Source organism: Mycolicibacterium komossense (assembly GCF_025822605.1).
GTDB classification, from domain to species: Bacteria; Actinomycetota; Actinomycetes; order Mycobacteriales; family Mycobacteriaceae; genus Mycobacterium; species Mycobacterium komossense.
In genome coordinates this window covers 433,984-458,265 of the sequence record NZ_JACKTY010000012.1, presented here as the reverse complement: position 1 = coordinate 458,265, position 24,282 = coordinate 433,984, and the positions used below count along the sequence as shown (strand labels likewise).

Sequence of the window (24,282 nt, the reverse complement as noted above, 5' to 3'; positions counted from 1 at the left end):
CGCGCTGCCGCCGGGCGCCGGGGTTGCGCGGGTTTGTCAGGGGGTCTGCCTAGAGTCGAGGGCATGCCGGACCAGCAGCATCCCCCCAGGGACCACCCTGCGTCCCGCCCGGTCTCGCGACCGGCGCTGTCGCCGTCGCGGGCAGCGGACTTCAAACAGTGCCCCCTGCTCTACCGGTTTCGGGCCATCGACCGGCTGCCGGAGCCGCCGTCGACCGCGCAGTTGCGCGGCACCGTCGTGCACGCTGCCCTGGAACAGCTCTACGGCTTGCCCGCCGCGCAGCGGGGCCAGGACACCGCGTTGGCGCTCGTCGGACCGGCCTGGGAGCAGGTCGTCACCACCGAGCCGGACCGGGTCGACGGCATCTCGGCGGAAGTGCAGGCGCAGTTGATGGTCGAAGCCCAGACGCTGCTGCTGGGTTACTACCGGCTGGAGGATCCGACCCGGTTCGATCCCCAGAGCTGTGAGCAACGCGTCGAGGTGGAACTCGCCGACGGCACGCTGCTGCGCGGATTCGTCGACCGCATCGACGTCGCGGCCACCGGCGAGATGCGGGTGGTCGATTACAAGACCGGTAAGTCACCCTCGGAAGCGTGGGCACTGGCCGAGTTCAAGGCGATGTTCCAGATGAAATTCTATGCGGTGGCGCTGTTTCGGTCCCGCGGCGTGCTGCCGACCCGCCTGCGGCTCATCTACCTCGCCGACGGGCAACTGCTGGATTACACCCCCGAACTCGATGAACTTCTCCGGTTCGAGAAGACATTGATGGCCATCTGGAGCGCTATCCAATCAGCCGGTGCCACAGGCGATTTCCGACCCAACCCGTCGAAGATGTGTAGTTGGTGTGCCCACCAGGCGCTTTGCCCGGCATTCGGCGGCACCCCTCCCCCCTACCCGGGCTGGCCCCAGCACCCCGACGAGGGCGACGCCATCGGGGATGACGAGACGGTCCCGCAGCAGTCGAAAGCAGCAGCATGACCCAGCCCTACTACCGCCGGTTACCCTCTGTCGATGATGATCAGGTCTTCGACAGTACGAAATACACTGCAAGTAACTGGGATTCGAGCATTCAACACGGCTCGCCGCCGCTGGCCCTGATGACCAAGCTCATTGAGGAGCAGGCTGCCGAATCCGGGCAGCGGGTCGGCCGACTGTTGCTCGATATCCTCGGCGCGATTCCGGTGGCTCCGGTGCGGGTGCGGTCCTGGGTCCAGCGACCGGGTGCGCGCATCTCGTTGCACAACGCCGAGATGTCCGCGCAGCGCCCGAACGGTGAGTGGCGGTCGGTCGCGACGCTGTCGGCCTGGCTGTTGGCGCCCAGCGACACCGCCGCTGTCGCCGCCGACCGGCATCCCCCGATCACCGAGGGGACACCAGAGTCCGACACGCACAGTTGGCAGGGTGCACCGGGTTATCTGGAGTCCATCGAGTGGCGCGGGCAGCGGGGCACCGACAACGGTGCATCGGTGGCCTGGATGAGTCCGCTGCTGCCGCTGGTCGACGCGGAATCCACCACCGAAGTGCAGCGGCTCGCACTCGTGGTCGATTCCGCCAATGGCGTTGGCGCGGCACTGGATCCGAATGAGTACGTGTTCATGAACACCGACACCGCGTTGCACCTGCACCGCTTACCGCGCGGCAACGACTTCGCCGTGCGGGCACGTGGGTCGATTGGACCTGACGGCATCGGGGTGACCACCGCCGAGATCTTCGATCGCGACGGCTTCATCGGCACCACCGCACAGACCTTGCTGGTGCAGCGCCGCTGACGAGCGGTCTGGTCGAGACTGCGCCGTCCCGTACCGAGCAGACTCCCCCGCTGACCCCGCCGCGTTGGCCCTCGAGCCGCGCACAGCCGCCACCGACCACGAAGCTGGGCACGGGCTTCGCCGTAGACGGGTCCCGCTATATGTAATTGCGTCTATATAGATGGCAGTGCATACTGAGGTCATGGATGTTTTCGAAGCCGTCGCCGAGCCGCATCGACGAGCCTTGCTGGATGCGCTGGCCGACGGAGAGTGCACCGCAGGAGATTTGGTCGCGACACTGCCCGGATTGACACAGCCGACGGTGTCTCGGCATCTGCGAGTGCTGCGCGAGGTTGGGCTGGTGGAAGTCAGGGCGGACGCTCAGCGACGCATCTACGCGCTGCGTGCCGACGGCCTCGTCGAGATCGACACCTGGATCGAGCAGTACCGCAAGCACTGGACCGCCCATCTCGATGCGTTGGAGAAACACCTGGCGGCCAAACACGGTGAGAGGAAGCAACCATGACCGGATCTGCGGGACGGCTCACCATCGAAGGCGAGCTCGCGATCCTGACGTTCGAGCGGTGGTTGCCCTATCCCATCGAGTCGGTGTGGGCGGCGATCACCGACCCCGCGGAACGCGCGAGGTGGATGGGTGTGACCACGATCGACGCCCGTGAGGGCGGACAGATCACGATGATCCCCGACGGCCCACCGTTCGCAGCCGACAACAAGCGGATGACGGGCGACATCACCGTGTGGGATCCGCCGCACATCTTCGAACATGTCTGGAAGCAAAGGATTCTCGAGACCCCGAGCGTGGTGCGCTACGAGTTGAACCCGGACGACTCAAATCCCCCGGGCACCCGACTGCGGTTCACCCATCGCGGCCTCGGCGTGCGAAATGCCGGCGGCTTCCGTCCCGGAACGCACGCCTATCTGGACCGGCTGGTGGCATACCTGGCCGGCGAGCCGGTGCCCGACTGGTCGACCCGCTATCAGGAAGTTGCCACCTCGATCTACTCCCAGAAGGAATCTACCCACCGAAGGAATGATGATGCTTGACAACACTTTTGGCGAGCCGACGATCGCCATCGCCTACCACTCCGGTTTCGGCCACACCGCCACCCTGGCCGGCGCCGTCGCCAGCGGCGCCCGGGACGCGGGCACACACGTCGACCTCATCGCCGTGGACACGATCACCGATGCCGACTGGGACATCCTCGACGACGCCGACGGCATCATCTTCGGCAGCGCCACCTATATGGGGAACGTGTCGGCAGGTTTCCAGACGTTTGCTGAGCGGACCGGACGGCGGTGCCTGACCGGCGCCTGGCGCGACAAGGTCGGCGCGGGATTCACCAACTCCGGAGCGAAGGCCGGCGACAAGCTGCAGGCACTGGTGTCGCTGGCGGTTTTCGCTGCGCAGCACCACATGCACTGGGTGAACCTCGGCCTCGGCGCGGGCTGGAACAGCGCGGCGGGCACTGAGCACGACCTCAATCGACTCGGCTTCTGGCTGGGCGCCGGTGCCGCAACGGATGTGGACGTCGACCCTGACGGGGTTCATCCCGCCGACGTCGCTACCTGCCGACATCTCGGCGGGCGGGTCGCCGTCGTGGCTCGCCAGTTCGTCGCCGGTCGGGCTCTGGTCGCCGCCACAGACTGAGAGTCACAGGCTTCCGTTCGACCTGCGTCGTTGAAGTCGTCAGCGAAGAAGAAGTCCTCCGCTACTCCAGCGGTGCGAGCTCCTGCAGCAGCGTCGGGACGAGCTCGCTGACCGTCGGGTGGATGTGCATGGTGCGCGAGATCGCGGTGTAAGGCAGTTTCGCGGTCATCACGTCGATGATGCAGTGGATGACCTCGTCGCCACCGACACCGAGGATCGCCGCGCCGAGGATCTCCTTGGTCTCGGCGTCGACGACGACCTTCATAAAGCCTTGCGTCTCACCTTTTTCCACCGCGCGACCGACCCTGGTCATCGGCCGTTTGGCGACCAGTGCCTTGCGGCCGGACCTGCGGACGTCGTCGACCGTGAGCCCGGCCCGGCCCAGCGGCGGGTCGATATAGAGCGCATAGGCGGGGACGCGATCGGAGACCCGCCGGGGGTCGTCGTCGAGCAGATTGGCCGCCACGATCTCGTAATCGTTCCACGAGGTGTGCGTGAAGGCTCCTTTGCCGTTGCAGTCCCCCATCGCCCAGACGCCCTCAACGTTGGTGCGCAGTTGGTCGTCGGTCTTGACGTAACCGCGGGCGTCGGTCTCGACACCCGCCGCGACCAGGCCGAGATCGTCGGTGTTGGGTTGGCGTCCCGTTGCCACCAATAGGTGCGAGCCGATGATCGGGTCGGCGCCGTCAACCGGGGTGAGGGCGAAACCTCCCGCGTGCTTGGCCACCCGCAGGCCCGTCGCACCGAGGACGACTGTGATGCCCTCGGCCTCGAGAATGTCTTTGATGGCCGCGGAGGTGTCCTCGTCTTCGCGCGACGTCAGCCGCGGCCCCTTCTCGACGACGGTGACCTGGGCACCGAACCGGCGGTACATCTGAGCGAACTCCAGTGCGATATAGCTACCGCCGACGATGACCAGATGTGTTGGCACCACGTCGAGTTCGAGCACACCGACATTCGTCAGATAGTCGATGTCGTCGAGGCCAGGAATGTTGGGCACGACTGCGCGCCCGCCGGTGTTGAGGAAGATCTTGTCGGCGGTGATGGTCTCGTCGTCGTCGATGACGATGGTCTTCGGACCGCTGAACCTGGCGTGTCCGCGGATGAGCGTGGCACCGTCCATGCCCTCGATCCACGATTCAACGCCACTGCGGTCACCGAGGACGATCTTGTCCTTGCGGGCCTTGACAACCGCCATGTCGACGGTGATATCGCCTGTGCCGATGCCGTATTCGGCTCCGCGACGCGCGGTGTGCGCCGTGTGCGCACTGGCCACCAGGGTCTTGGTGGGAATGCAGCCGTAGTTGACGCAGGTGCCGCCGACCAGTTTGCGTTCGATGACGGCGACGGTCTGCCCGGCGCTGGTCAGCCTGCCCGCCAGTGGTGGCCCGGCCTGGCCCGCACCGACGATGATCGCATCGAAATGCCGGGCCACTACAAACTCGCCCCGGCGAGGTACACGATGACGAATCCGCCGATGACCGCGACGGCGTCTTCGATCAAGGCGGCGGGTAGATCCTTACCGAACTTCGCGGCCAGGAAACCGCGGCCGGCCGACCCGCCGAGGGTGCCGAGCACCGCACCGATGATGCCCGCTCCGATGGCGCTGAAGATATGGCCGAAGGGGGTGCCGATCACCGCGCCCGCCAGCGCACCGATGACGATCCGCGCACCGAACTGCGCCGGCACCGTGCGACTCGGCGTCTTGGGCAACTGGTCGGTGACAAGCTCACCGATGGCAAGGATGCTCAGGATGACCACGGCGACGATGCTGCCGAGCCAGGCGGACCACGCTCCGTGCGGGACACCGGCAAGGTTTATCCAACCGAGCATCGCGCCCCACGCCAGAACGGCCAGCGGCGTCATGGCGCGCAGGCCCGCGATGAATCCGATCAGTAATGCGAACAGCAGAGCGAGAAGCACGTAATGCATGACAGCCTTCCGACCGCAGTGGTGTCCTACAGGACGCTAACACCGCGAACTGCCAAGCGCGGGCCTAGTTCAGAAGCGACAGAAGCGGATGTCGGAGGCCAGAATCGCCTTGGCGCCGATCGCGGCGAGCTCGTCCATGATGGAGTTCACGATCTTGCGTGGCACCAGTGCCCGGACGGCCACCCAGTCGGGGTCGGCGAGCGGGGCGATCGTCGGCGACTCCAGCCCCGGGGTGACCTTGGTGGCCGCGTCCAGCACCGACCGGGGGCAGTCATAGTCGAGCATCAGATACTGCTGCCCGAAGACGACGCCCTGCACGCGGCCGGCGAGTTGGTCACGCGCAGCTGCGGTCTGGACATCGGGCTCGGCACGTTCGATCAGCACGGCCTCCGAATCACACAGCGCCTCACCGAAGGCCACCAGTCCGTGCAGGCCGAGGGTGCGGCCGGTTCCGACGATGTCGGCGATGACATCGGCCAGGCCGAGCTGCACCGAGATCTCCACCGCGCCGTCGAGTCGGATGACCGTGGCGTCGATACCTCTGGCCGCCAGATCTTTTCGCACCAGGTTCGGGTAGGCGGTGGCAATCCGCCGCCCGCCGAGGTCGGCGGTGGCCCAGTCCCGACCGGCCGGGGCCGCGTAGCGGAACGTCGACGAGCCGAAGCCCAGCGCGAGGCGCTCCTGGATGGGGGCGTCGGATTCGGCCGCAAGGTCGCGTCCGGTGATCCCGAAGTCCAACTCACCCGACCCGACGTAGATGGCGATGTCCTTGGGCCGCAGGAAGAAGAACTCCACGTTGTTGGCCGGGTCGACGACGGTCAGGTCCTTGGGGTCGCGACGGCGACGGTACCCGGCTTCGGACAGGATCTCGGCGGCCGACTCACTCAATGCCCCCTTGTTGGGGACCGCGACGCGCAACATACTCACAGCTTCCCGTACACGTCGTCGAGGGTCAGGCCGCGCGCGATCATCAGCACCTGCGTCCAGTACAGCAGCTGACTGATCTCCCCGGCCAGCTCGTCGTCGCTCTCGTGTTCGGCGGCGATCCATACTTCGCCGGCCTCTTCGAGGATCTTTTTGCCGAGAGTATGCACCCCGGCGTCCAGAGCGGCGACGGTCCCGCTGCCCGCGGGCCGGGTCCGGGCACGTTCGCCCAGTTCGGCGAACAATTCCTCGAAGGTCTTCACGGCTTGCGATTGTTTCATGCGGCCCGCAGCGCCGTCACTCAGGTTTCCGTTCAGGGCTGCTGTCAGGGGCACTGACCGTTGTTGACGCAGCCCGGCTCCGGCGATGCCTTGAACGTGGGTGACGCCATCGACGTGGCCAGGGATGTAGCCGGCGCCGCCGTCACGGTGGACCCCATGCTCATGTTGGTCGGGTCGATCGACATCACCGGGACGGTCGGCTCGACGAACGATGTACCCGTGGCCGAGTCACCGGACCCGCCGGCGACCGGGTGCACCGGCGGACCGCCGCCTGCGTCGAGACTGATGGCCAACGCCACCGCGACAGCACCGAGACCTACAGCCGCGGCGAGCGGCTTCACACGGTTGGGGCTCACGATCGCCTCCGGCTGCTCGACTGACGCGCCGTCGCTCAGCCCGGCGGCGCCTGGCGGAACTCGCCCTCGAACTCCTCATTCCGTGATACTCCCGGCCGATTCTCCGGTCAATCAAGATCGGGCCGCTTCACCGAACTCGAAGGTGTTCAGCAGGTTGAACTCAGCAACGGGGGCCGACCACAGTGTCGGCGCCATCATCGCCGACCGCCGAACCACCAGGGCAGCAGACGAATTCGTGCTGTCAGAGCTGGCGCTCGGCAGTCAGTCGCACGAGTCAGGCCGTGGCATGCGGTGTCTTCTCCTGGAGTACCTCGGAGTGCATGTCCTCCAGCGACACGCCCTTGGTCTCCATGACCCACTTCCACACGAAGATGCCGGACAGGATGGCGCACAGCCCGTAGAACCCGTAGGCCAGGCCGAGGTGCTCACGCAGGCCGGGGAACGTCACCGTGATCAGCCAGTTGGCTGCCCACTGACCGGCCGCGGCCAACCCCAGCGCGGCCGCCCGGATCCGATTGGGGAACATCTCGCCGAGCAACACCCACACGACCGGTCCCCACGACATACCGAACGCGACGACGAAGAGGTTCGCGGCGATGAGCGCGATGACTCCGGCTGTGCCGGGCAGGCTGGGCTTTCCGTCCGGCCCGAGTGTCGCGTTGGCGAAGATGACGGCCATCGTGATCAGCGTGATCGCCATCCCGGTGGAACCGACGAGCAGGAGCGGCTTGCGGCCGATCTTGTCGATCAATGCAATGGCGATCAACGTGGTCAGAACGTTGATCACCGAGGTGATGACGGTGTAGATGGCGGACTGGTCGGCATCGAAACCGACCGCCTGCCACAGCACGTTCGAGTAGTAGAAGATCACGTTGATGCCGACGAACTGCTGGAAGACCGACAGACCGAGGCCGACCCAGACGATGCCGTAGATGCCGCCGGTCGGCTTCTTGAGATCCTTCCAGGACGGCTTGTCCTCGCGCTCAAGGGTTTCCCTGATCCGCGAGATGGTGATTTCCAGGTTCTTCTGGCCCAGCAGTGTGGAGAGCACCTTGCGGGCCTCCGGAATCTTGTGGCTGGCAACCAGATACCGCGGCGACTCGGGGATGGTGAACGCCAGCGAGCCGTACACCAGGGCCGGGATCGCCATCACCAGGAACATCCACCGCCAGGCTTCCATGCCCAGCCACAGATCTTTGCCGGGCCCGCCGGCGATGCGTTGCAGCACCCAGTTGACCACGAACGACAAGAAAATGCCCAACACGATGGCCAGCTGTTGCAACGACCCGAGGCGCCCCCTGATGCTCGGCGGGGAGGTTTCGGCGATGTAAGCCGGGGCGATCACCGACGCCACCCCCACGCCGATACCGCCGACGATCCGGAACAGGACGATCAACTCGACGTTGGGAGACAACGCCGTACCGATCGCACTGACCAGGAAGAACGCCGCGGCGATCTTCATCACCGCGATGCGGCCGATCTTGTCGGCGATCCGGCCCGCGGACATCGCGCCCACGGCGGCGCCGAGCAGCGCTGAGGCGACGGCAAAACCGAGTTCGGCGTTACCGATGTTGAAGTCCGCCTGGATCGAATCCACCGCCCCATTGATGACCGCGCTGTCGTAACCGAACAGCAGGCCGCCCAGGGCTGCCACGGAAGCGATCCGGATCGCGGTCTTACCGGAGGAGAAATCCTCGTCGGTGATGGCTGACGGACTGTTGTCTACGGGCCCCTGGCCGGCCATGGCGTCCTTCTTTCCGCAACGCTGCGTCTGTGTCTCTCACAACGATTGCACAGTCCAAGCGCCTTACGGGCCGTATCGGGCTCCCGTGTTTGAGTGCTCAGCCGGTGCGTTCGTCGACCAGAGTGCCCAGCTGCGCGAAAATCGTCCGCAGGTCGTCCACATCGAGATCACTCAGCGAGTTCTCGTGCCTACGCCGCGGGCTGCCCGGCACCACGACTTCGTTGGGCACCACCAGCACTGGGCATCCCGCTCCCTCCGCCGCGGCGGCGCCGGTGACCGAATCCTCAACGGCCAGGCACTGCTCCGGTTCGAAGCCCAGCAACTCGGCCGCCCGCCGATAGATATCGGGCGCCGGTTTGGCGTGCTCGACTTCGTCACCGCAGACAGTCACCGAAAAGTAATGCCTGCCAATGGTGTTCAGAGCCCGCTCGGTGAGTTCCCGGCGGGTGTTGGTCACCAGCGCCATCGGCACCCCCGCGGCGGAGAGGGCATCGAGCATCTCGCGGGCGCCCCCGCACCACGGCAACCCCCGTTCGAACAGCTCGCCGGTGTAGTCGTGCAGCCAGTCCGCCGACTCGGCCATCGCCTCCGGATCGAGGTCGAGGCCGAGATCGTCGTAGATCAGCCGGATCACGCTGCCGGCCGATCCACCGACGGACGCTTCCCGCAGCTCGGGCGTCATCACCCCGCCGAGTCGGGCGTACAGGGCGTGCATCGAGATGTCCCAGAGCTTTTCGGAATCGACCAGGGTGCCGTCCATATCCCACAGCACGGCCTTCAGCTGGCTGCCGGAGCGGTCATCAGGCCGAGAATCAAACATGGAAATCTTTCGTCTCTGGGTGGTGCAGCACGGAGGCGTCGATCGACTGCTCGGGATGCAGCTGCACCTCATCGGACAGGTCAACGCCGGTGCGGCCCGGTCCGAGCCGCTCCTTCATCTTCTCATCGTGACCAGCTGGGAGGAAATCGTTAAGCCCCATCGGGTTTCGACTCAGGGCTCAGTCCTCCGGGTTGTAGCCGAGGTTGGGTGCGAGCCAGCGCTCGGCTTCGGTCAGGGTCCAGCCCTTGCGCTTGGCGTAGTCGGCGACCTGGTCCTGGGCCAGCCGGCCGACGACGAAGTACTGCGACTGCGGGTGCGAGAAGTACCAGCCGCTGACGGCAGCACCGGGCCACATGGCCATCGACTCGGTCAACTCGATGCCGGTCCGCTCTGTGACGTCCATCAACTCCCAGAGCGTCGCCTTCTCGGTGTGCTCCGGGCAGGCCGGATAGCCCGGAGCCGGGCGGATGCCTGAGTACTTCTCGCCGATGAGCGCCTCGTTGTCCAATTGCTCATCGGGCTGATATCCCCAGAACTCCTTGCGGACCCGCTGGTGCATCCGTTCGGCGAACGCCTCGGCCAGCCGGTCGGCCAGCGACTCCAGCAGGATCGCGCTGTAGTCGTCGTTGGCTGCCTTGAACTCCGCAGTCTTGTCCCCGCTGCCGAGCCCAGTGGTAACGGCGAAGGAGCCGACGTAATCCGGCAGGCCCGTTTCCTTGGGGGCGATGAAGTCACCGAGTGACCGGTTCGGGATGCCGTCGCGGTGCTCCCCCTGTTGACGCAGGTTGTGCAGCGTGGTCAGCACCTCGGTACGGGTCTCGTCGGTATAGACCTCGACGTCGTCTCCGACCGCGTTCGCCGGGAAGAAGCCGATCACGCCGTTGGCGGTCAGCCACTTCTCCTTGATCAGGGTGTCGAGCATCTCCTGGGCATCGTCGTACAGCTTGCGGGCAGTCTCGCCCGAGACCGGGTTGTTGAGGATGTCGGGAAATCTGCCCTTCATTTCCCAGGCATTGAAGAACGGCTGCCAGTCGATGTATTCGCGCAGCTCGGCGAGGTCGTAGTCAAGAAACTCCCGCACGCCGAGACCCTGGGCGGGTACGGGCGGCGGGTAGCCGTCCCACTCGATCGGGGTCCGGTTCGCGCGGGCCTTCTCCAGCGTCAGCATCGGCCGCTCGTTCTTCTGGGCGTGCCGTTCGCGCAGGGCCGCGTAGTCGGTCGCGGTGGCCTCCAGCAGGGCCGGACGTTGCTTGTCGTCGAGGAGCGCCGCAGCGACCGGCACCGAGCGGGACGCGTCCTTGACCCAGACCACCGGACCACTGCGGCGCGGCGCGACCTTCACGGCCGTGTGTGCGCGCGAGGTCGTCGCACCCCCGATCAGCAGCGGGATCTGCAACCCCTCGCGTTCCATCTCGACGGCGAAGTTGACCATCTCGTCCAGGGACGGGGTGATCAGTCCGGACAGCCCGATGATGTCGGCGTTGTGCTCCCTCGCCGCAGCCAGGATCTTCTGGGCAGGCACCATCACACCGAGGTCGATCACTTCGTAGTTGTTGCACTGCAGAACGACCCCGACGATGTTCTTGCCGATGTCGTGGACGTCACCCTTGACGGTCGCCATGATGATCGTGCCGTTGGTGTCCTTGTCGCCCGCCGCAGCACCCGACTGTTCCTTCTCCGCCTCGATGTAGGGCAGCAGGTACGCCACCGCCTTCTTCATCACTCGGGCCGACTTCACCACCTGGGGCAGGAACATCTTGCCCGCGCCGAAGAGGTCACCGACGACGTTCATGCCGTCCATCAGCGGGCCCTCGATCACCTCGATCGGGCGACCGCCTGCCGCGGCGATCTCGGCCCGCAGTTCCTCGGTGTCGGCATCGACGTCGGCGTCGATGCCCTTGACCAGCGCGTGCGTGATCCGCTCGCGCACCGGGAGGCTGCGCCACTCCGCGGCCTTGGGGTCCTCGGTCTTCTCCGACTTGTTGAACCGTTCGGCGATCTCCAAGAGCCTTTCGGCCGCATCCTCCCGACGGTTCAGGACCACATCCTCGATCCGGTCCCGCAGCTCAGGGTCGATCGAGTCGTAGGGCACCAATGCGCCCGCGTTGACGATGCCCATGTCGAGGCCGGCCTTGATGGCGTGGAACAGGAACACCGCGTGGATCGCCTCGCGGACGGGGTTGTTGCCCCGGAACGAGAACGACACGTTCGAGATACCGCCGGAGATGTGCACCCCGGGCAGGTTCTCCTTGATCCAGGCGCAGGCCTCGATGAAGTCGATGCCGTAGGTCGCGTGCTCCTCGATACCGGTGGCCAGCGCAAAGCAGTTCGGGTCGAAGATGATGTCCTCGGCCGGGAAGCCGACCTCTTCGGTCAGGATCCGGTAGGCGCGCCCGCAGATCTGCTTGCGGCGCTCCAGGTTGTCGGCCTGTCCCTGTTCGTCGAAGGCCATCACGACGACGGCGGCGCCGTACTTGCGGCACAGCCGCGCCTCGCGGATGAACTTCTCCTCGCCCTCCTTCATGGAGATCGAGTTGACGATCGGCTTGCCCTGCACGTTCTTCAGGCCCGCCTCGATGACGTCCCACTTGGAGGAGTCGATCATCACCGGTACGCGGCTGATGTCCGGCTCGGCCGCGATCAGCTTGGTGAACCGGTCCATCGCGGCGACGCCGTCGATCATGCCCTCGTCCATGTTGATGTCGATGACCTGCGCACCGACCTCGACCTGCTGAAGGGCGACCGACAGGGCAGTGTCGTAGTCCTCGGCCTTGATCAGGTTGCGGAAACGAGCCGAGCCGGTGATGTTGGTGCGCTCACCGATGTTCACGAACAGGGAGTCGGCGGTGATGTTGAGTGGTTCCAGGCCCGAGAGCCGGGTGGCCACCGGAATCTCCGGCACCGCGCGAGGCGGTTTACCTTCGACGACCTTGGCGATCTCGGCGATGTGCGGCGGCGCTGTGCCGCAGCAACCACCGACCAGGTTGACCAGCCCGGCCTCGGCGAACTCTTCGATGTAGCCGGCCTGATGTTCCGGAGACTCGTCGTACTCGCCGAAGGCGTTGGGCAGGCCGGCGTTGGGGTAGCAGGAGACGAAGGTGTCCGCGATCCGTGCCATCTCGGCGATGTAGGGCCTCATCTCCGGCGCCCCCAGGGCGCAGTTGAGGCCCACCGCGAGCGGCTTGGCGTGCCTGATCGCGTTCCAGAACGCTTCGGTGACCTGACCGGACAACGTCCGCCCGGACGCATCGGTGATGGTGCCCGAGATGATCACCGGCCAGCGGCGGCCACGCTCCTCGAACAGCGTCTCGACGGCGAACACCGCCGCCTTGGCGTTCAGCGAGTCGAAGATCGTCTCGATGATGATGAGGTCGGCGCCGCCGTCGACCAGGCCGTTGGCGGCCTCGAGGTAGGCGGCGACCAGCTGGTCGTAGGAGACGTTGCGGGCGCCGGGATCGTTGACGTCCGGCGAGATCGACGCGGTGCGCGTCGTCGGCCCGATGGCGCCGGCAACGTAGCGGGGCTTGTCCGGGGTGCTGAACTCGTCGGCGGCTGTGCGGGCAAGCGCAGCGCCGGCGTAGTTCAACTCGTAGCTCAACTCCGCCATGTCGTAGTCCGACAGCGAGACCGCGGTCGCATTGAACGTGTTGGTTTCCAGGATGTCGGCGCCCGCCTCGAGGTACTCGCGGTGGATCGCCTCGATGATCTGCGGCTGCGTCAGGTTGAGCAGGTCGTTGTTGCCCTGAAGGGCGGTCGGCCACTCCGTGAACCGGTCGCCGCGGTAGCCGGCCTCGTCCGGCCGGTCCCGCTGGATCGCCGTGCCCATCGCCCCGTCGATCACCATGATCCGCTGGCCGAGAGTAGCCGTCAGCTCCTCGGTGCAGTCGGGCCGGATGTTCGGCACGAAGGTGCCCGACTCAAGGGTGTCCGGCACAGAGATGTTCGGCTCAGGGCCCGTCACATGCACTCCTTCCGTAGCGGAAGGCGTCCTTAACTCTGCCGAGCGTGGCGGATATCAGGAGAGATCCAGGACCCCAAATAACCGTTGCAACGCCTCTCGACCAGGAAAGTCTACGTCGTCACCCGTTCGACGTCTGGACGCCCAGTTCATCACCGCGATCGACCGCGACAACCCTGGCGCTTGCTGTGTCAGCAACGACAGCACCCGGGCGTTGTCGGCAATCTGGCCGTCCTCAAGGTTAACCCGATTGCCGCCGCACGTATTTCGTCGCGAGCCCCCTCCGCGACCGCCTCGAAACGTCGTCGGACGGAATCTCGTCGTCGCCCTGCCGCCGACCAGGACACGCCGGGGCAACAGGCCAAGCAGGTCGGTGCCGTGGGCCGACACGGTCGGAACAGCCGCAGACACGGGGTAGTCGGTTTCCTCCCGACAAGGCGAATCGGGTCACCTCCGTCTCAGTTGTCTCCCGCCACCACGCAGGCCTTACGCTGATTCGGTGACTCCGTCGGAAGCCAGCAGTGCCGACCTGCCCGAATTGCACAACACCATTGTGGTGGCCGCCTTTGAGGGCTGGAACGACGCTGGTGACGCGGCCAGCGACGCGTTGGAGCACCTGGACGCGATCTGGGAGGCGGAGACCATCGTCGAGATCGACGATGAGTCCTATTACGACTATCAGGTCAACCGTCCGGTGATCCGCCAGATCGACGGCGTCACCCGGGAACTGGTCTGGCCCTCAATGCGGATTTCGCACTGCCGTCCCCCCGGTAGCGACCGGGACATCGTGCTGATGCACGGTGTCGAGCCCAATATGCGCTGGCGGACATTCTGCGCAGAGCTGCTGGCGATCGCCGAGAAACTCGACGTCGATACCGTCGTCATCCTGGGCGCATTGCTGGCCGACACCCCGCACACCCGCCCAGTGCCGGTGTCCGGCGCGGCCTACTCCCCCGAATCGGCCAAGCATTTCGGCCTGGAGGAGACCCGCTACGAGGGACCGACGGGCATTGCCGGGGTATTCCAAGACGCCTGTGTGGCGGCCGGGATCCCCGCCGTGACGTTCTGGGCCGCAGTCCCGCATTACGTCTCCCAGCCGCCGAACCCCAAGGCCACCGTGGCACTGCTGCGCCGGGTCGAAGACGTGCTGGACATCGAGGTGCCGCTGGCAGACTTGCCGACGCAGGCCGAGGAGTGGGAGGAGGCGGTCACCGAGATGACCGCCGAGGACGAGGAGATCGCCGAGTACGTGGCGGCGCTCGAACAGCGCGGGGACGCCGAAGTCGATATGAACGAGGCACTCGGCAAGATCGACGGTGACGCGCTGGCCGCCGAGTTCGAGCGGTATCTGCGCAGGCGCGGCCCCGGTTTCCGCGGCTGATCACGAGGCGCCAACGGAGTCATCACGTCCACAGGCGCCACCGGGACCACGCCATCGGGACCAATGGAACGATCTCAGCGCACAGCGGTCGGCAGGACCGAGCTCAGTTCGGTCCGTTTGGCCACGCCCGCCTTGGCGCATGCCTGGTAGACGTAGCCCTCCACGGTCCGTACCGACAGCGACATGGCCTCGGCGATCTCGCGGTTGGTCAGTCCTTGGACGACCAGCACGGCGATCTCCCGCTCGCGCTGGGTGAAGGGGATCGCCACCTGGGCTCCGACGATCGCCGGACTGGTGGCACCGCCACAACGGGAGGCTAATTTTTCAGCTCGGGTGTACGAGGTCGCCCCGCTCCCCCGCCGGCCCGCGCGTCGATGCGCCGACGACGCGTGCGCCGCACTGTCAGCGGCCGCCAGCAGATCACCCATCGCTTCGAAATCCTTGGAGAGCTCGTCCAATTCGCCGGTATCGTCGGACGCCAGCGCAGCGGCATACCGCCACGCCAGCGCCGCCCGCGGCCCGTCCACCACTGCCGCCAACTCCGCAAGCCGCGGCACGACAGCGGTGTCGCCGAACTGCACCGCTGTCTGTAAGCACCACACCTCGCGGGCGGCCTGGCCGTGGTCTCTGGCGAATTCTGCTGCCTGACAAGCGAACTGGCGAGCCTGGACAAGTCGATGCCGAGCCGCGGCGACCCACGCTTGGGCGAGAATTCCTGTCGTCTCCACGTATTCGTACGCCGCATGCCCGTATTCGCGGGCGGCCTCCAGAGTCGACTCGGCCTCCTCGACCTTGCCCAACCGGGCCAGCACCTGCGCTCGGAGCAGATAGAACCGCTGAAAACTGTTGACCAGCAAGAAATCTGCTTCGGCCATCCCCGGGCCGGGGTGAACCGGCAACAGCCCCGCCGCCGCCCGCAGGTCGCCGGAGAACAGCGCCGCCATCCCGGCGATCGACGAGGCCACCGACTGCGCCGTCGCCGGCTCGGAACTGCTGTCACATCGATGCCGCTCGGCTACGTCAACGGCTTCAGCGGTCCGGCCCGCCACCGCCAGCGCAAAGGCGTGGAACTCGGTCAACGGCTGGGCCAGGAAGCTGCCGTGCGGCGTCTTGCGTACCACCCGATAGCAGGCCGCCGCCTTGACGCAGGCCTCATCCGGGCGTCCGAGCTCACCGTAGGCCAGTGTCTCGGCGCACAATCCGATCGTCGCGCCGAAGTCGTCGAGCAATCCGTAGTGCACGCCGGCCAGCACCTCGATCACCGCCGCCGGTCTACCAGCCAGAGCCAGCTGGTTAGCCCGGAATGCCAGCAGCTGGGCAGCCCGCTCTCCGGTCGCCCCGATCAGCGCAGCGTCGATAACCCGCCACGATTCGGCAGGATCGCGCTTGCTCCACAGCAGATTGGCCGCCCGCAGGATGACGTCGTTGATGAACGCCGACGACGCCACGTCGTGGGCAGGAATGGCGTCGAGGATCTCCTCAGCGTCGTCACCTTTGCGCTGCATCAGCAGGCTGTAGGCCAGTTGCACCTGTGCATCAGAGTCGGTACCGGCGTCGGCGGCGCCGCGGTACAGGCGCTCGGCAAGGCCGAAATCCAGCAGTGAAGCCGCCGCGCCCGCAGCGCACTCCAACACCTCCCGGTTGGGCGGCAGGTCCGATTCCATCCACAACAGACCCCGCCGCGCCAGGTCAGCCGGTCCCCTGCTGTCCTTCATGGCCATGGCGACCTGACCCCGCAGGCGGCGCAATCGCACTGGGCCGCAACGCTTCATCCGCACTTCGGCGTAGAGCGGGTGTCCCATCTGCACCGTATCGGCGGATGTCCTGATCAGGCCACGCTGCTCGGCCTCCTCGATGACGTCGGGGTTCACCAGCAACATCAGGCAGGCCACCTGGATCGGCTCGCCGATCGCCACGAAGTCGACGACATCGAGGACCTTCCGAGGAACCGCGCCAGTCTGGTGCTCCACCAACTCCATCAGCGACGGCGACACCTCGCGACCGCCTGTCCAGACGACTGTTCCGTCTCGACGGAGCAACCGGCCGGCGTCCTGTTCCTGTTCGACCAGCTGCCGCAGGAACAGGGCATTGCCCTGGGTCAGATTCCAGATCCGTTGCGAGCAAGCCTGATCGGCAGAAGCCCCGAGGAGGGACTCGAGCAACTCGCACGTGTGCTGCCGGGTCAGTGGACGCACCTCGAGACGACGTAGGTGCCCGTCCTTCCAGAGTGCCGTCACCGCGTCGGGCGGGCGTTGCCCGGTGCGAACGGTCATCAGTACCGAAGCTGCCCGGTGCAACACCAGTTGGTGGACGACGAGCGCGGACAACTCATCGAGCAGGTGGGCGTCATCCACGAGCACCAACAGGCGGCCCGGACCGGTATCGGCGGTCAGCTTCGTGATCACCAGGTTGGCTAACGCCAGCGATGAACCCTCGAGGCCCTGACTCCAGTGCGCGAACGCGCCAAGAGGCACCGATCGCGCCGTTGCGGTGGCGGCCACTTCATGCACCGTCCACCCGGCGCGCTGCGCGCGGGCGACCGATTCCCGGGCAAGTCGCGACTTTCCCACCCCAGCCTCACCGGCCAGCACAATTCCGCGATAGTCACTACTAGCCAGGATGTCGGCAACAGTGCCGAGTTCGTCGGCCCTGCCAGTCAGCGGCCAGCGATCACGCATGGCGAGATGTTAGCCATAAACCTGCCCGCTGTGATGACACATCCGTCAATTGACTAGCTGTGCAACCGCTGATGGCTAACTGTCAGCCGTATCTCGCCCACTCGATCACTGCGGTTGGGTACCGACACGTCGATCTAGGTAGCAATGGCGTGCGTCGATGGCACGAAGTGTCGGTATCCAGGTGTTGAGCCGGGTCGAACCAGGTAGTTGTCGGCTTGCCGGTGACAGGAACAGGTAGTTCGCTTCGGTGTCCGGGCCCGATCTCTGCGCCCATACTCTCCTCAATCGTCAATACTCGCCGGCATTCGGCTTTGCTGGCGCTCGGGTCAGGGGGCACTGGGATGAGTTCAACCACTACGACAGGACGCTGGGCGACGGCGGTAGTGACGGCCGGTGTCGGCCTCGCGCTCACTACTGGCCACGGAATAGCCGCAGCGGACAGCACAGGCACCAAGTCGACCGGCTCCGCCAGCAGCTCCAGCTCGTCGGGTTCGTCGTCGAAGAAGCCGGCCACCTCGAATGCGGCCGAGGCATCGGCAGCGCAGACGGCAGCGCCGGCGGTCGACACCACCGTGCGCTCCTCCGGCGGCGCACATTCCTCGGCGAGGCCGACGAAGCCCGCCGATGCGGGGGCGGCGAGTACATCCTCCCGGAACGCCGCGGTCGCGAGCACGTCTACCGCCCAAATCGCGGCAGTGCCGACTCCGGGTGACTTTCTGGCGATCTTCATCTCCGACGGCACCGTGACACATCCCGATGCGGGCTTGCTCATCGGCAACGGCTTCAACTACAACGCCAACAGTTGCTCGGCCGCCGCTGCATGCACCGGCGGCAAAGCAGGACTCCTCGTCGGCAACGGCGGGAACGGCTGGAACGGCGGCAACGGCGGAAACGGCGGCCTGCTCGGCAGTGGCGGCAACGGCGGAACCGGATTGGCGGGCGTCAACGGCGGCAACGGCGGAAACGGCGGATCGTCCGGGATGATCGGCAACGGCGGACGCGGCGGTGACGCGGCGCGCGGCGTGGTTGACGCGGCCGGCGGCAACGGCGGATCGGCCGGGTTGTTCATCGGTGATGGCGGCGACGGCGGCGGCGGGGCGATCGGCGCGAACGGCGGACGTGGCGGCAACACCGGTCTGATCGGCAACGGCGGCCACGGCGGGACCGGCGGCCCTGGCGCCATGCAATGCGCGGACACCAGCTGCAATATCACCATCTTCGGCGGCGAAGGCGGGGCCGGCGGCACCGGCGGGCTGATCTTCGGCCAGGGCGGTGCGGTCGGTGCGGCGCCACTGCCCATCGGATCACTGCAATTCGTCGGATACGACCCCACCTACAACAACCAGATCAAGCCGAACGGCGACGGCCTCACCTATCCCGACGACAACAATCCCAGCAAGCCGTACGCGATCCCGGGCACGGTGGTCTCCGGCGTCGTCCTGCCCGCGGGTACCTCGGTGGGTCGCTTCGGCTACCCCGGCGGCTCCTACCTGGCTCCCTCCGGCACGTATTTTGCGCAATTGTCGCTGCCGCCGTCCAGCGCCGTCGCGCCGTACTTCTCATACGTAGTCGCCGATCCCACCAGGCTCCCTGTCGGTTACTCCATCGAGCAGTCGCAGGTGGCGCCCTGGTTCGGCCAGCCTGGCGGCGGGGTCCAGTACCGCATCATCGGTCCCGATGGGAAGGACGCCTCGGTGCAGGCGCTGCTCGACTCCGGTTACCTCGTCGCGACGTGACCGACACACCTGATTTCGATCGCCTGTCCCGGAACTGGACCTACTGGTCGGAACTTGCGCTGCTGGGCGATATCTCGACGTCGACGTCGTGCCCGGACTGTGCTGTCCGGTTCAGCTCGGATCAGTACTCGGTTCACCTTCGGTTCGACGGCAGTTGGTGGATCGTCGACACCGTCGATGACCGAAACCAGCGACACGACGACACCGCGAAGTTCTCCAGCTATGCGCTCGCGGAGAAGTATCTGGTCTGGATCTGGGCTTCTGCAGCCAGAAGCGTTGTCCGCGCACCGAGTTTGGGTCCCGCGCTCTACGGCTTGGGATTCGCTTCCGATGTCAACGCCACGCCGATCAGCGCCGGCATCTACGAACTGCGATCGACTGAGGGGTCCGCGGTTCTGATGGAGCCGTACGCCACGATCATCAGTCATCTCATCCACAAGTCGCAGGACGAGATCGAGCAGATGGTCCGGACCGGGGTGTAGCCGACGCTCCTAGCGGAAGCGGGTCAGGTAGTTCGCGAAGTTCCAGGTCCTGAGGAACTCCCGGCCCGCACGCAGCCCGTCGTCGTAGAGCGCCTCTTTGTCGCGTTCGGACAGATCGAAATCGAGGACACCGACATCGGCGGTATTGACCCGGATGGTTCGGGCCTGCACCCACGGTTGGCTCAGATAGGCCTGGTCGCGCCCGACGAGCATCGTGGTGACCACCTGTTCGAGCAGCGTCGGGCCGCCCAGGAGATGCAGCGGCCGCAGCGCCGGGATCAGCTGGTCGTTGCCTTCGGGCAGGTTGGGCATCAGGGTCACTCCGAAGGTCGGCCACCGTGGCTTTTTACCATCGGTCCGATCCAGGGAGTCGATGGGAAAGTTCGACAGCAGTCCGCCGTCCACAAGCGTCGAGGTCCGGCCGTCCGCACTGGTCAGCTTCGCGGGCTGGTAGAAGAACGGGATCGCCGTCGATGCACGGACCGCGTCGGCCACCGACTGCTCGTCAGGGTCGAGGCCGTAGACCCGCTGGTAATCCCAGGGCAGCCGGACCAGCTGACCCAACGTCACATCGGCGACGGTGACGACCAGCCGGTACCGCTGCTCGACCGGCAGCGCCTTGTCGGAGATCGCCAGATCCGCGAACGTCGAGACACCGAAGCGGGCCAGCGCCGTGTCGATCCACTTGCGCAGCGCATCGCCTCGGTAGACGCCACTGCCGCTGAGCACGCCCCACGCCGGACCGAGTACCGGTACTCGTTCGACCAGGCCCTGGTCGAGGAAAGTGCGGTAATCGATCTCGAAGGTGAGCTCCTTGAGCCTGGCGCCGGTGACCTCGCCGCTCTGCACCGCGCCCGCCAGCACGGCGCCGACCAGAGCTCCCGCCGACGTGCCGGAGATTCGTTGCGGCGCGTATCCGGCGTCCAGCAGCGCGGCGACGGCGCCGACCAGCCCGATCCCCTTGACACCGCCACCGGACAGGACCAGATCGGCGCGTTCGGCAGCGAGTGCCACTTGGCTAGGTCCTGACCGGTATCGGAGGCTTCCACTGCCCGTTGAGCGCGTCGGGCTTGGGCCAGTAGAGCCGCAAGACCACCCGGAATGGCCCCTTCGGCGCGGGCAGCCAGTTGCTCTCCTTATCGGCGCCGGGCGACGCGTTCTGGACATACAGCGTGATGCCGCCGTCGGGGTCCTTGACCAAGCTCGGCAGCATCGGCGAATTGACCAGATAGCGGTCGATCGGGTTGGCCACCAACGCGCTCTGCGGCAGTTCGTACATGGTCAGCGACCAGAACGCGTTGACCGGCGGCAGCTGCCCGGACGGGAAGTGGTAGGTGTACGTGTTGGCGCCGGTCAGCGGCTGGCCGGTGGAGTCGTTGGAGGCACCCGGATACAGCGCTTCGGCGGCGGTGTTGCCGTAGATCCCGTACACCGTGCCTGCCATCCGGTACAGGTAGTTGCCGTTCAGGTCTGCTGCGGTGCCGAACAACTGTGCCGGACCCACCTCGCCGGTGTCCATCTTGCTCTTCTTCAGTGCGTCCAGCTCGGCCCAGGCGTCGGCCATCCCGCCTTCGATGGCGGTACGCATGTCCGGGCTGAGCTTGTCGGCGTCGAAATCGCCGTCGGGCCCGATGCCGATCGTTGCGAACCTCGCGCGCATCTCCTGCTCGGCGGGAACCGTCGGCGCGAACTTCAATGCGAAGTTCAGGATCTCGAAGAACTGGGGTGAAGTCTTCTGCTGGTCGGGCGTCAGCGGTGGGACGAAGTCGATGGCCGGCGCGGGTGCCGGTGACGGCTGGTTGAGGTACACCGACAACGGCGCCACCTGGTAGCCGGCCTGGATCTTCTTGACGTTGTCGAGATCGGACGGCCCGAACAGCTGGGTGCGGTACAGCACCAGCGCCAGGTCGGTATCGGACTGGATCACCTCGTCGATGCCCGCCGGTTTCTCGCCTGTCCACCCAGGCCCGGCCAGCAGATACTTTCCGCCGCCGTTACCGGTGGTCCGACTGCCGACATAGGCGATGTTGTAGGTGTAACCGTCGACGAACTGCAGCGAGTAGTACCGGTCCTGCTCGATTGGCGGCACGGTCAGCACCAGCGGCTCAGCACGCAGATCGGCGCCAACGCTGGAGTACGGCGTATCGGAGTTCGGGGTCTGGATCGCAGTGTCGGCCGGGGTGAAGACGCGGGCGACGTTGTGGATCTCGTTCCAGCCGCCTTTGTATTCGGGGTTCTGCTTGTCGACGAAGTACGCGTAGTTGACGCGGTAATTGTCGACGATCGGGAACCCATAGATGTACGCCTCTTTGGCGACTGCGCGGGCCTGCTCGGGGGTGACCGGGACAGCCGTCGGCGGCGGTGACGCTGCCGTGCTGCCGGGCTCGCTCTTCTTGTCGCCGGTGGCACACCCGGTCAGCACGAGCAGTGCGGCGATGGTGATGACGACGACCGTGCCGCGCAGTGAACTCATAAGCCCGAAACGTACTCCACCGCGCCCACAAAATTGCCCACCGAAGCGCGTGTTCGCGCTTTCACAGTGCGATACCCAGCAACGCGTCCACCGCCGAGGTCACCAAGGTGGGGGCCTGCGCGTCGTGCCCTGCGTACTCCAGCGCATCGGTCACCCAACCATCAACGGCGGCAATCGCTTTGGGGGTATCCAGGTCATCGGCGAGATAGGTGCGCACGCGGGCGATGACATCTCCTGCGTCGGGGCCCTCCGGTAGCGCCGCCGCCTCCCGCCAGCGGGCCAGCCGGGCCGTCGCCGCCGTGAGCACCTCTGCGCTCCAGGACCGGTCGGACCGGTAGTGGCCGGCCAGCAATCCCAGCCTGATGGCGGCCGGGTCGACACCCTCGGCGCGCAACTGTGAGACCAGTACCAGGTTGCCGCGGCTCTTGGACATCTTGTGACCGTCCCACCCGATCATCCCGGCATGGACGTAATGCCGGGCGAAACGCCGCTCTCCCGAAACGGATTCGGCGTGTGCCGCCGAGAATTCGTGGTGCGGGAAGATCAGGTCGCTGCCGCCCCCCTGGATGTCGAGGCCGGTGCCGATCCGGTCGAGCGCGATCGCCGCACACTCGACGTGCCAACCGGGCCGGCCCGCCCCGAACGGCGAGGGCCAGCTGGGTTCCCCGTCGCGGGCAGCCCGCCATAGCAGCGCGTCGAGCTGATTGGCCTTCCCGGCGCGGTCCGGGTCGCCGCCGCGCTCACCGAACAGGGCCAACATGGTGTCGCGGTCGTACCCGGACTCGTAGCCGAACTGCGGGGTCGCGTCGGCCCGGAAGTACACATCGGGATACTCGGCGTCATCGACGACGTAGGCCGCACCGGAAGCCAGCAGCTTCTCGACGACGGCAATCACCTCCTCGATGGCATCGGTGGCGGCGACGTAATCATGCGGCGGCAGCACCCTCAGGGCGGCCATGTCCTCGCGGAACAATTGGATTTCGCGGGCCCCCAGATCACGCCAGTCGATCCCGTCGCGGGCGGCCCGCTCGAACAGCGGGTCATCGACGTCGGTGATGTTCTGCACGTAGTGCACGCGGTGGCCGGAGTCGAGCCAGAGGCGGTACACGAGGTCGAATGTCAGGTACGTCGCTGCGTGTCCGAGGTGGGTGGCGTCATAGGGCGTGATGCCGCACACATACATCGTTGCGGCCTCCCCGGGGGACACCGGACGGACCTGCCGATCGGCACTGTCGTACAGCCGAAGCTGGGGCCCGCGCCCCGGCAGTTCCGGAACGCCTGCGGCCGACCACGATTGCATACGTTGACTCTAAAGCGTGTTGTCAGCTCGCCATGCCGATGGCACCTAGCAGCACCTCGGCCAGATCCTGACGACACATCAGAAGATCGGGCAGATACGGGTCGGGACGGTTGTACAACATCGGCGAACCGTCGAGCCGAGAGGCGTGCATACCGGCGGCCTGCACCACTCCGGCCGGGGCCGCGTTATCCCACTCCCACTGCCCACCGGCATGGATGTAGGCGTCCACGTCGCCGCGCACCACGGCCATGGCTTTGGCACCGGCAGAACCGATCCGCACCATCTCGAAGTCCAGTTGCTCGGCCATCCGGTAGAGCACGGCCGGGGGGCGGTTGCTGCTGGCGGTGATGCGGATCGGGCCGGAATGCGCGGCGCCTCCCCCGATCACGGTGTCGGTCCGGTAGACCTCGCCGCGCGCGGGCAGGGCGACGGCGGCATCGGTGATCTGTCCGTCGGGGCCCCCGACGCGCTGCCACAATGCGACGTGCACCGCCCAGTCGTCGCGGCGCGGCAAGGAGAATTCCCTGGTCCCGTCGACGGGGTCGATGATCCACACCCGGTCGGAGCGCAGCCGGACCAGATCGTCGTGGGCTTCCTCGCTGAGCACGGCATCACCCGGCCGTTCGGCGCGCAGCCGCCGCAGCAGCAGCGTGTTGGCCCTGCTGTCACCGGCGTCGCCGAGTTCCCACGGGTAGTCGAATCCCACCTCTTCGCGCACCGCCAGCAGCAGCCGTCCGGCGTCCTCGGCCAGGTCGGCTGCCAGCTCGGCGTCGGTCTGGGCGAAGGTGGGACTCATCGCC

Annotated in this window: 22 protein-coding genes; 8 read left to right on the top strand and 14 right to left on the bottom strand. The window is 66.4% G+C overall.

Going from position 1 to position 24,282, the window contains the following annotated elements:
- The first annotated feature begins 63 nt into the window (after positions 1 to 63).
- The 5 genes from H7J73_RS04125 to H7J73_RS04105 all read left to right on the top strand — a co-directional run bounded on the left by H7J73_RS04125 (position 64) and on the right by H7J73_RS04105 (position 3,417).
- Positions 64 to 978, top strand: a complete 915-nt coding sequence (locus H7J73_RS04125; RefSeq protein ID WP_264065938.1) for a RecB family exonuclease — start codon at positions 64 to 66, stop codon at positions 976 to 978.
- The gene (locus H7J73_RS04120) at positions 975 to 1,769 is read left to right on the top strand and encodes a thioesterase family protein (protein WP_264065937.1); all 795 of its coding nucleotides are present in this window, start codon (positions 975 to 977) and stop codon (positions 1,767 to 1,769) included. Before H7J73_RS04125 ends, H7J73_RS04120 begins: the two co-directional genes overlap by 4 nt.
- 181 nt (positions 1,770 to 1,950) lie before the next feature.
- Positions 1,951 to 2,274: an ArsR/SmtB family transcription factor gene (locus H7J73_RS04115; RefSeq protein WP_264065936.1), complete on the top strand. Its 324-nt coding sequence runs from the start codon at positions 1,951 to 1,953 to the stop codon at positions 2,272 to 2,274.
- Positions 2,271 to 2,813 (top strand): SRPBCC family protein, encoded by a 543-nt coding sequence (locus H7J73_RS04110; RefSeq protein WP_264065935.1) that lies wholly within the window; start codon positions 2,271 to 2,273, stop codon positions 2,811 to 2,813. The genes H7J73_RS04115 and H7J73_RS04110 overlap by 4 nt, the downstream gene beginning before the upstream one ends.
- Positions 2,806 to 3,417, top strand: a complete 612-nt coding sequence (locus H7J73_RS04105; RefSeq protein WP_264065934.1) for a flavodoxin family protein — start codon at positions 2,806 to 2,808, stop codon at positions 3,415 to 3,417. Before H7J73_RS04110 ends, H7J73_RS04105 begins: the two co-directional genes overlap by 8 nt.
- A 61-nt stretch (positions 3,418 to 3,478) precedes the next feature.
- Here H7J73_RS04105 and H7J73_RS04100 read toward each other — a convergent pair whose 3' ends face one another.
- From H7J73_RS04100 to metH, 9 genes are all read right to left on the bottom strand, one after another.
- A complete protein-coding gene (locus H7J73_RS04100; RefSeq protein ID WP_264065933.1) occupies positions 3,479 to 4,852 on the bottom strand; it encodes an FAD-containing oxidoreductase in 1,374 nt (457 codons plus the stop codon).
- On the bottom strand, positions 4,852 to 5,349 hold the full coding sequence (locus H7J73_RS04095) for a DUF4126 domain-containing protein (RefSeq protein ID WP_264065932.1): 498 nt from the start codon (positions 5,347 to 5,349) through the stop codon (positions 4,852 to 4,854). The genes H7J73_RS04100 and H7J73_RS04095 overlap by 1 nt, the downstream gene beginning before the upstream one ends.
- A 69-nt stretch (positions 5,350 to 5,418) precedes the next feature.
- Complete coding sequence (gene hisG / locus H7J73_RS04090; RefSeq protein ID WP_264065931.1) at positions 5,419 to 6,270, bottom strand: ATP phosphoribosyltransferase; 852 nt, start codon at positions 6,268 to 6,270, stop codon at positions 5,419 to 5,421.
- A gap of 2 nt (positions 6,271 to 6,272) precedes the next feature.
- The gene (locus tag H7J73_RS04085; protein ID WP_264065930.1) at positions 6,273 to 6,554 is read right to left on the bottom strand and encodes a phosphoribosyl-ATP diphosphatase; all 282 of its coding nucleotides are present in this window, start codon (positions 6,552 to 6,554) and stop codon (positions 6,273 to 6,275) included.
- Positions 6,555 to 6,598: 44 nt separating this feature from the next.
- Positions 6,599 to 6,910, bottom strand: a complete 312-nt coding sequence (locus H7J73_RS04080; protein ID WP_264065929.1) for a hypothetical protein — start codon at positions 6,908 to 6,910, stop codon at positions 6,599 to 6,601.
- Between the two features lie 274 nt (positions 6,911 to 7,184).
- Positions 7,185 to 8,654 (bottom strand): sugar porter family MFS transporter, encoded by a 1,470-nt coding sequence (locus tag H7J73_RS04075; RefSeq protein WP_264065928.1) that lies wholly within the window; start codon positions 8,652 to 8,654, stop codon positions 7,185 to 7,187.
- 97 nt (positions 8,655 to 8,751) lie between these two features.
- On the bottom strand, positions 8,752 to 9,435 hold the full coding sequence (locus H7J73_RS04070) for an HAD family hydrolase (protein ID WP_264066017.1): 684 nt from the start codon (positions 9,433 to 9,435) through the stop codon (positions 8,752 to 8,754).
- 31 nt (positions 9,436 to 9,466) lie between these two features.
- Positions 9,467 to 9,592: a hypothetical protein gene (locus H7J73_RS04065; RefSeq protein WP_264065927.1), complete on the bottom strand. Its 126-nt coding sequence runs from the start codon at positions 9,590 to 9,592 to the stop codon at positions 9,467 to 9,469.
- A gap of 60 nt (positions 9,593 to 9,652) precedes the next feature.
- Positions 9,653 to 13,318, bottom strand: a complete 3,666-nt coding sequence (metH, locus tag H7J73_RS04060) for a methionine synthase (protein ID WP_264066016.1) — start codon at positions 13,316 to 13,318, stop codon at positions 9,653 to 9,655.
- Positions 13,319 to 13,931: 613 nt separating this feature from the next.
- Here metH and H7J73_RS04055 point away from each other — a divergent pair.
- Positions 13,932 to 14,813 carry a PAC2 family protein gene (locus H7J73_RS04055; protein WP_264065926.1) on the top strand — a complete coding sequence of 294 codons (882 nt, stop codon included), beginning with the start codon at positions 13,932 to 13,934 and terminating at the stop codon, positions 14,811 to 14,813.
- A 74-nt stretch (positions 14,814 to 14,887) separates the two neighbouring features.
- Here the strand turns inward: H7J73_RS04055 and H7J73_RS33500 are convergent, their stop codons facing one another.
- Positions 14,888 to 17,491 (bottom strand): helix-turn-helix transcriptional regulator, encoded by a 2,604-nt coding sequence (locus H7J73_RS33500; RefSeq protein WP_276030845.1) that lies wholly within the window; start codon positions 17,489 to 17,491, stop codon positions 14,888 to 14,890.
- A gap of 341 nt (positions 17,492 to 17,832) precedes the next feature.
- Between H7J73_RS33500 and H7J73_RS33935 the strand changes: the two genes are divergently transcribed.
- Positions 17,833 to 19,227 (top strand): TNT domain-containing protein, encoded by a 1,395-nt coding sequence (locus H7J73_RS33935; protein ID WP_264065925.1) that lies wholly within the window; start codon positions 17,833 to 17,835, stop codon positions 19,225 to 19,227.
- Entirely contained in the window at positions 19,224 to 19,709 is a 486-nt protein-coding gene (locus H7J73_RS04040) for a hypothetical protein (RefSeq protein WP_264065924.1), read from the top strand. Before H7J73_RS33935 ends, H7J73_RS04040 begins: the two co-directional genes overlap by 4 nt.
- Before the next feature lie 9 nt (positions 19,710 to 19,718).
- Here H7J73_RS04040 and H7J73_RS04035 read toward each other — a convergent pair whose 3' ends face one another.
- From H7J73_RS04035 to H7J73_RS04020, 4 genes are all read right to left on the bottom strand, one after another.
- Complete coding sequence (locus H7J73_RS04035; protein ID WP_264065923.1) at positions 19,719 to 20,723, bottom strand: patatin-like phospholipase family protein; 1,005 nt, start codon at positions 20,721 to 20,723, stop codon at positions 19,719 to 19,721.
- Positions 20,724 to 20,727: 4 nt separating this feature from the next.
- Positions 20,728 to 22,182, bottom strand: a complete 1,455-nt coding sequence (locus H7J73_RS04030) for a DUF1254 domain-containing protein (protein WP_264065922.1) — start codon at positions 22,180 to 22,182, stop codon at positions 20,728 to 20,730.
- Positions 22,183 to 22,243: 61 nt separating this feature from the next.
- The gene (gene mshC, locus H7J73_RS04025) at positions 22,244 to 23,482 is read right to left on the bottom strand and encodes a cysteine--1-D-myo-inosityl 2-amino-2-deoxy-alpha-D-glucopyranoside ligase (protein ID WP_264065921.1); all 1,239 of its coding nucleotides are present in this window, start codon (positions 23,480 to 23,482) and stop codon (positions 22,244 to 22,246) included.
- 22 nt (positions 23,483 to 23,504) lie between these two features.
- A complete protein-coding gene (locus tag H7J73_RS04020) occupies positions 23,505 to 24,278 on the bottom strand; it encodes a 3'(2'),5'-bisphosphate nucleotidase CysQ (protein WP_264065920.1) in 774 nt (257 codons plus the stop codon).
- Positions 24,279 to 24,282: the final 4 nt, after the last annotated feature.

What these genes read in the sequence shown, in the direction of transcription:
- H7J73_RS04125 (WP_264065938.1), top strand. Translation starts at nt 64, where the DNA reads ATGCCGGACCAGCAGCATCCCCCCAGGGACCACCCTGCGTCCCGCCCG.
- H7J73_RS04120 (WP_264065937.1), top strand. Translation starts at nt 975, where the DNA reads ATGACCCAGCCCTACTACCGCCGGTTACCCTCTGTCGATGATGATCAG.
- H7J73_RS04115 (WP_264065936.1), top strand. Translation starts at nt 1,951, where the DNA reads ATGGATGTTTTCGAAGCCGTCGCCGAGCCGCATCGACGAGCCTTGCTG.
- H7J73_RS04110 (WP_264065935.1), top strand. Translation starts at nt 2,271, where the DNA reads ATGACCGGATCTGCGGGACGGCTCACCATCGAAGGCGAGCTCGCGATC.
- H7J73_RS04105 (WP_264065934.1), top strand. Translation starts at nt 2,806, where the DNA reads ATGCTTGACAACACTTTTGGCGAGCCGACGATCGCCATCGCCTACCAC.
- H7J73_RS04095 (WP_264065932.1), bottom strand. Translation starts at nt 5,349, where the DNA reads ATGCATTACGTGCTTCTCGCTCTGCTGTTCGCATTACTGATCGGATTC.
- hisG (WP_264065931.1), bottom strand. Translation starts at nt 6,270, where the DNA reads ATGTTGCGCGTCGCGGTCCCCAACAAGGGGGCATTGAGTGAGTCGGCC.
- H7J73_RS04085 (WP_264065930.1), bottom strand. Translation starts at nt 6,554, where the DNA reads ATGAAACAATCGCAAGCCGTGAAGACCTTCGAGGAATTGTTCGCCGAA.
- H7J73_RS04075 (WP_264065928.1), bottom strand. Translation starts at nt 8,654, where the DNA reads ATGGCCGGCCAGGGGCCCGTAGACAACAGTCCGTCAGCCATCACCGAC.
- H7J73_RS04065 (WP_264065927.1), bottom strand. Translation starts at nt 9,592, where the DNA reads ATGAAGGAGCGGCTCGGACCGGGCCGCACCGGCGTTGACCTGTCCGAT.
- metH (WP_264066016.1), bottom strand. Translation starts at nt 13,318, where the DNA reads ATGGTGATCGACGGGGCGATGGGCACGGCGATCCAGCGGGACCGGCCG.
- H7J73_RS33500 (WP_276030845.1), bottom strand. Translation starts at nt 17,491, where the DNA reads ATGCGTGATCGCTGGCCGCTGACTGGCAGGGCCGACGAACTCGGCACT.
- H7J73_RS33935 (WP_264065925.1), top strand. Translation starts at nt 17,833, where the DNA reads ATGAGTTCAACCACTACGACAGGACGCTGGGCGACGGCGGTAGTGACG.
- H7J73_RS04030 (WP_264065922.1), bottom strand. Translation starts at nt 22,182, where the DNA reads ATGAGTTCACTGCGCGGCACGGTCGTCGTCATCACCATCGCCGCACTG.
- mshC (WP_264065921.1), bottom strand. Translation starts at nt 23,482, where the DNA reads ATGCAATCGTGGTCGGCCGCAGGCGTTCCGGAACTGCCGGGGCGCGGG.
- H7J73_RS04020 (WP_264065920.1), bottom strand. Translation starts at nt 24,278, where the DNA reads ATGAGTCCCACCTTCGCCCAGACCGACGCCGAGCTGGCAGCCGACCTG.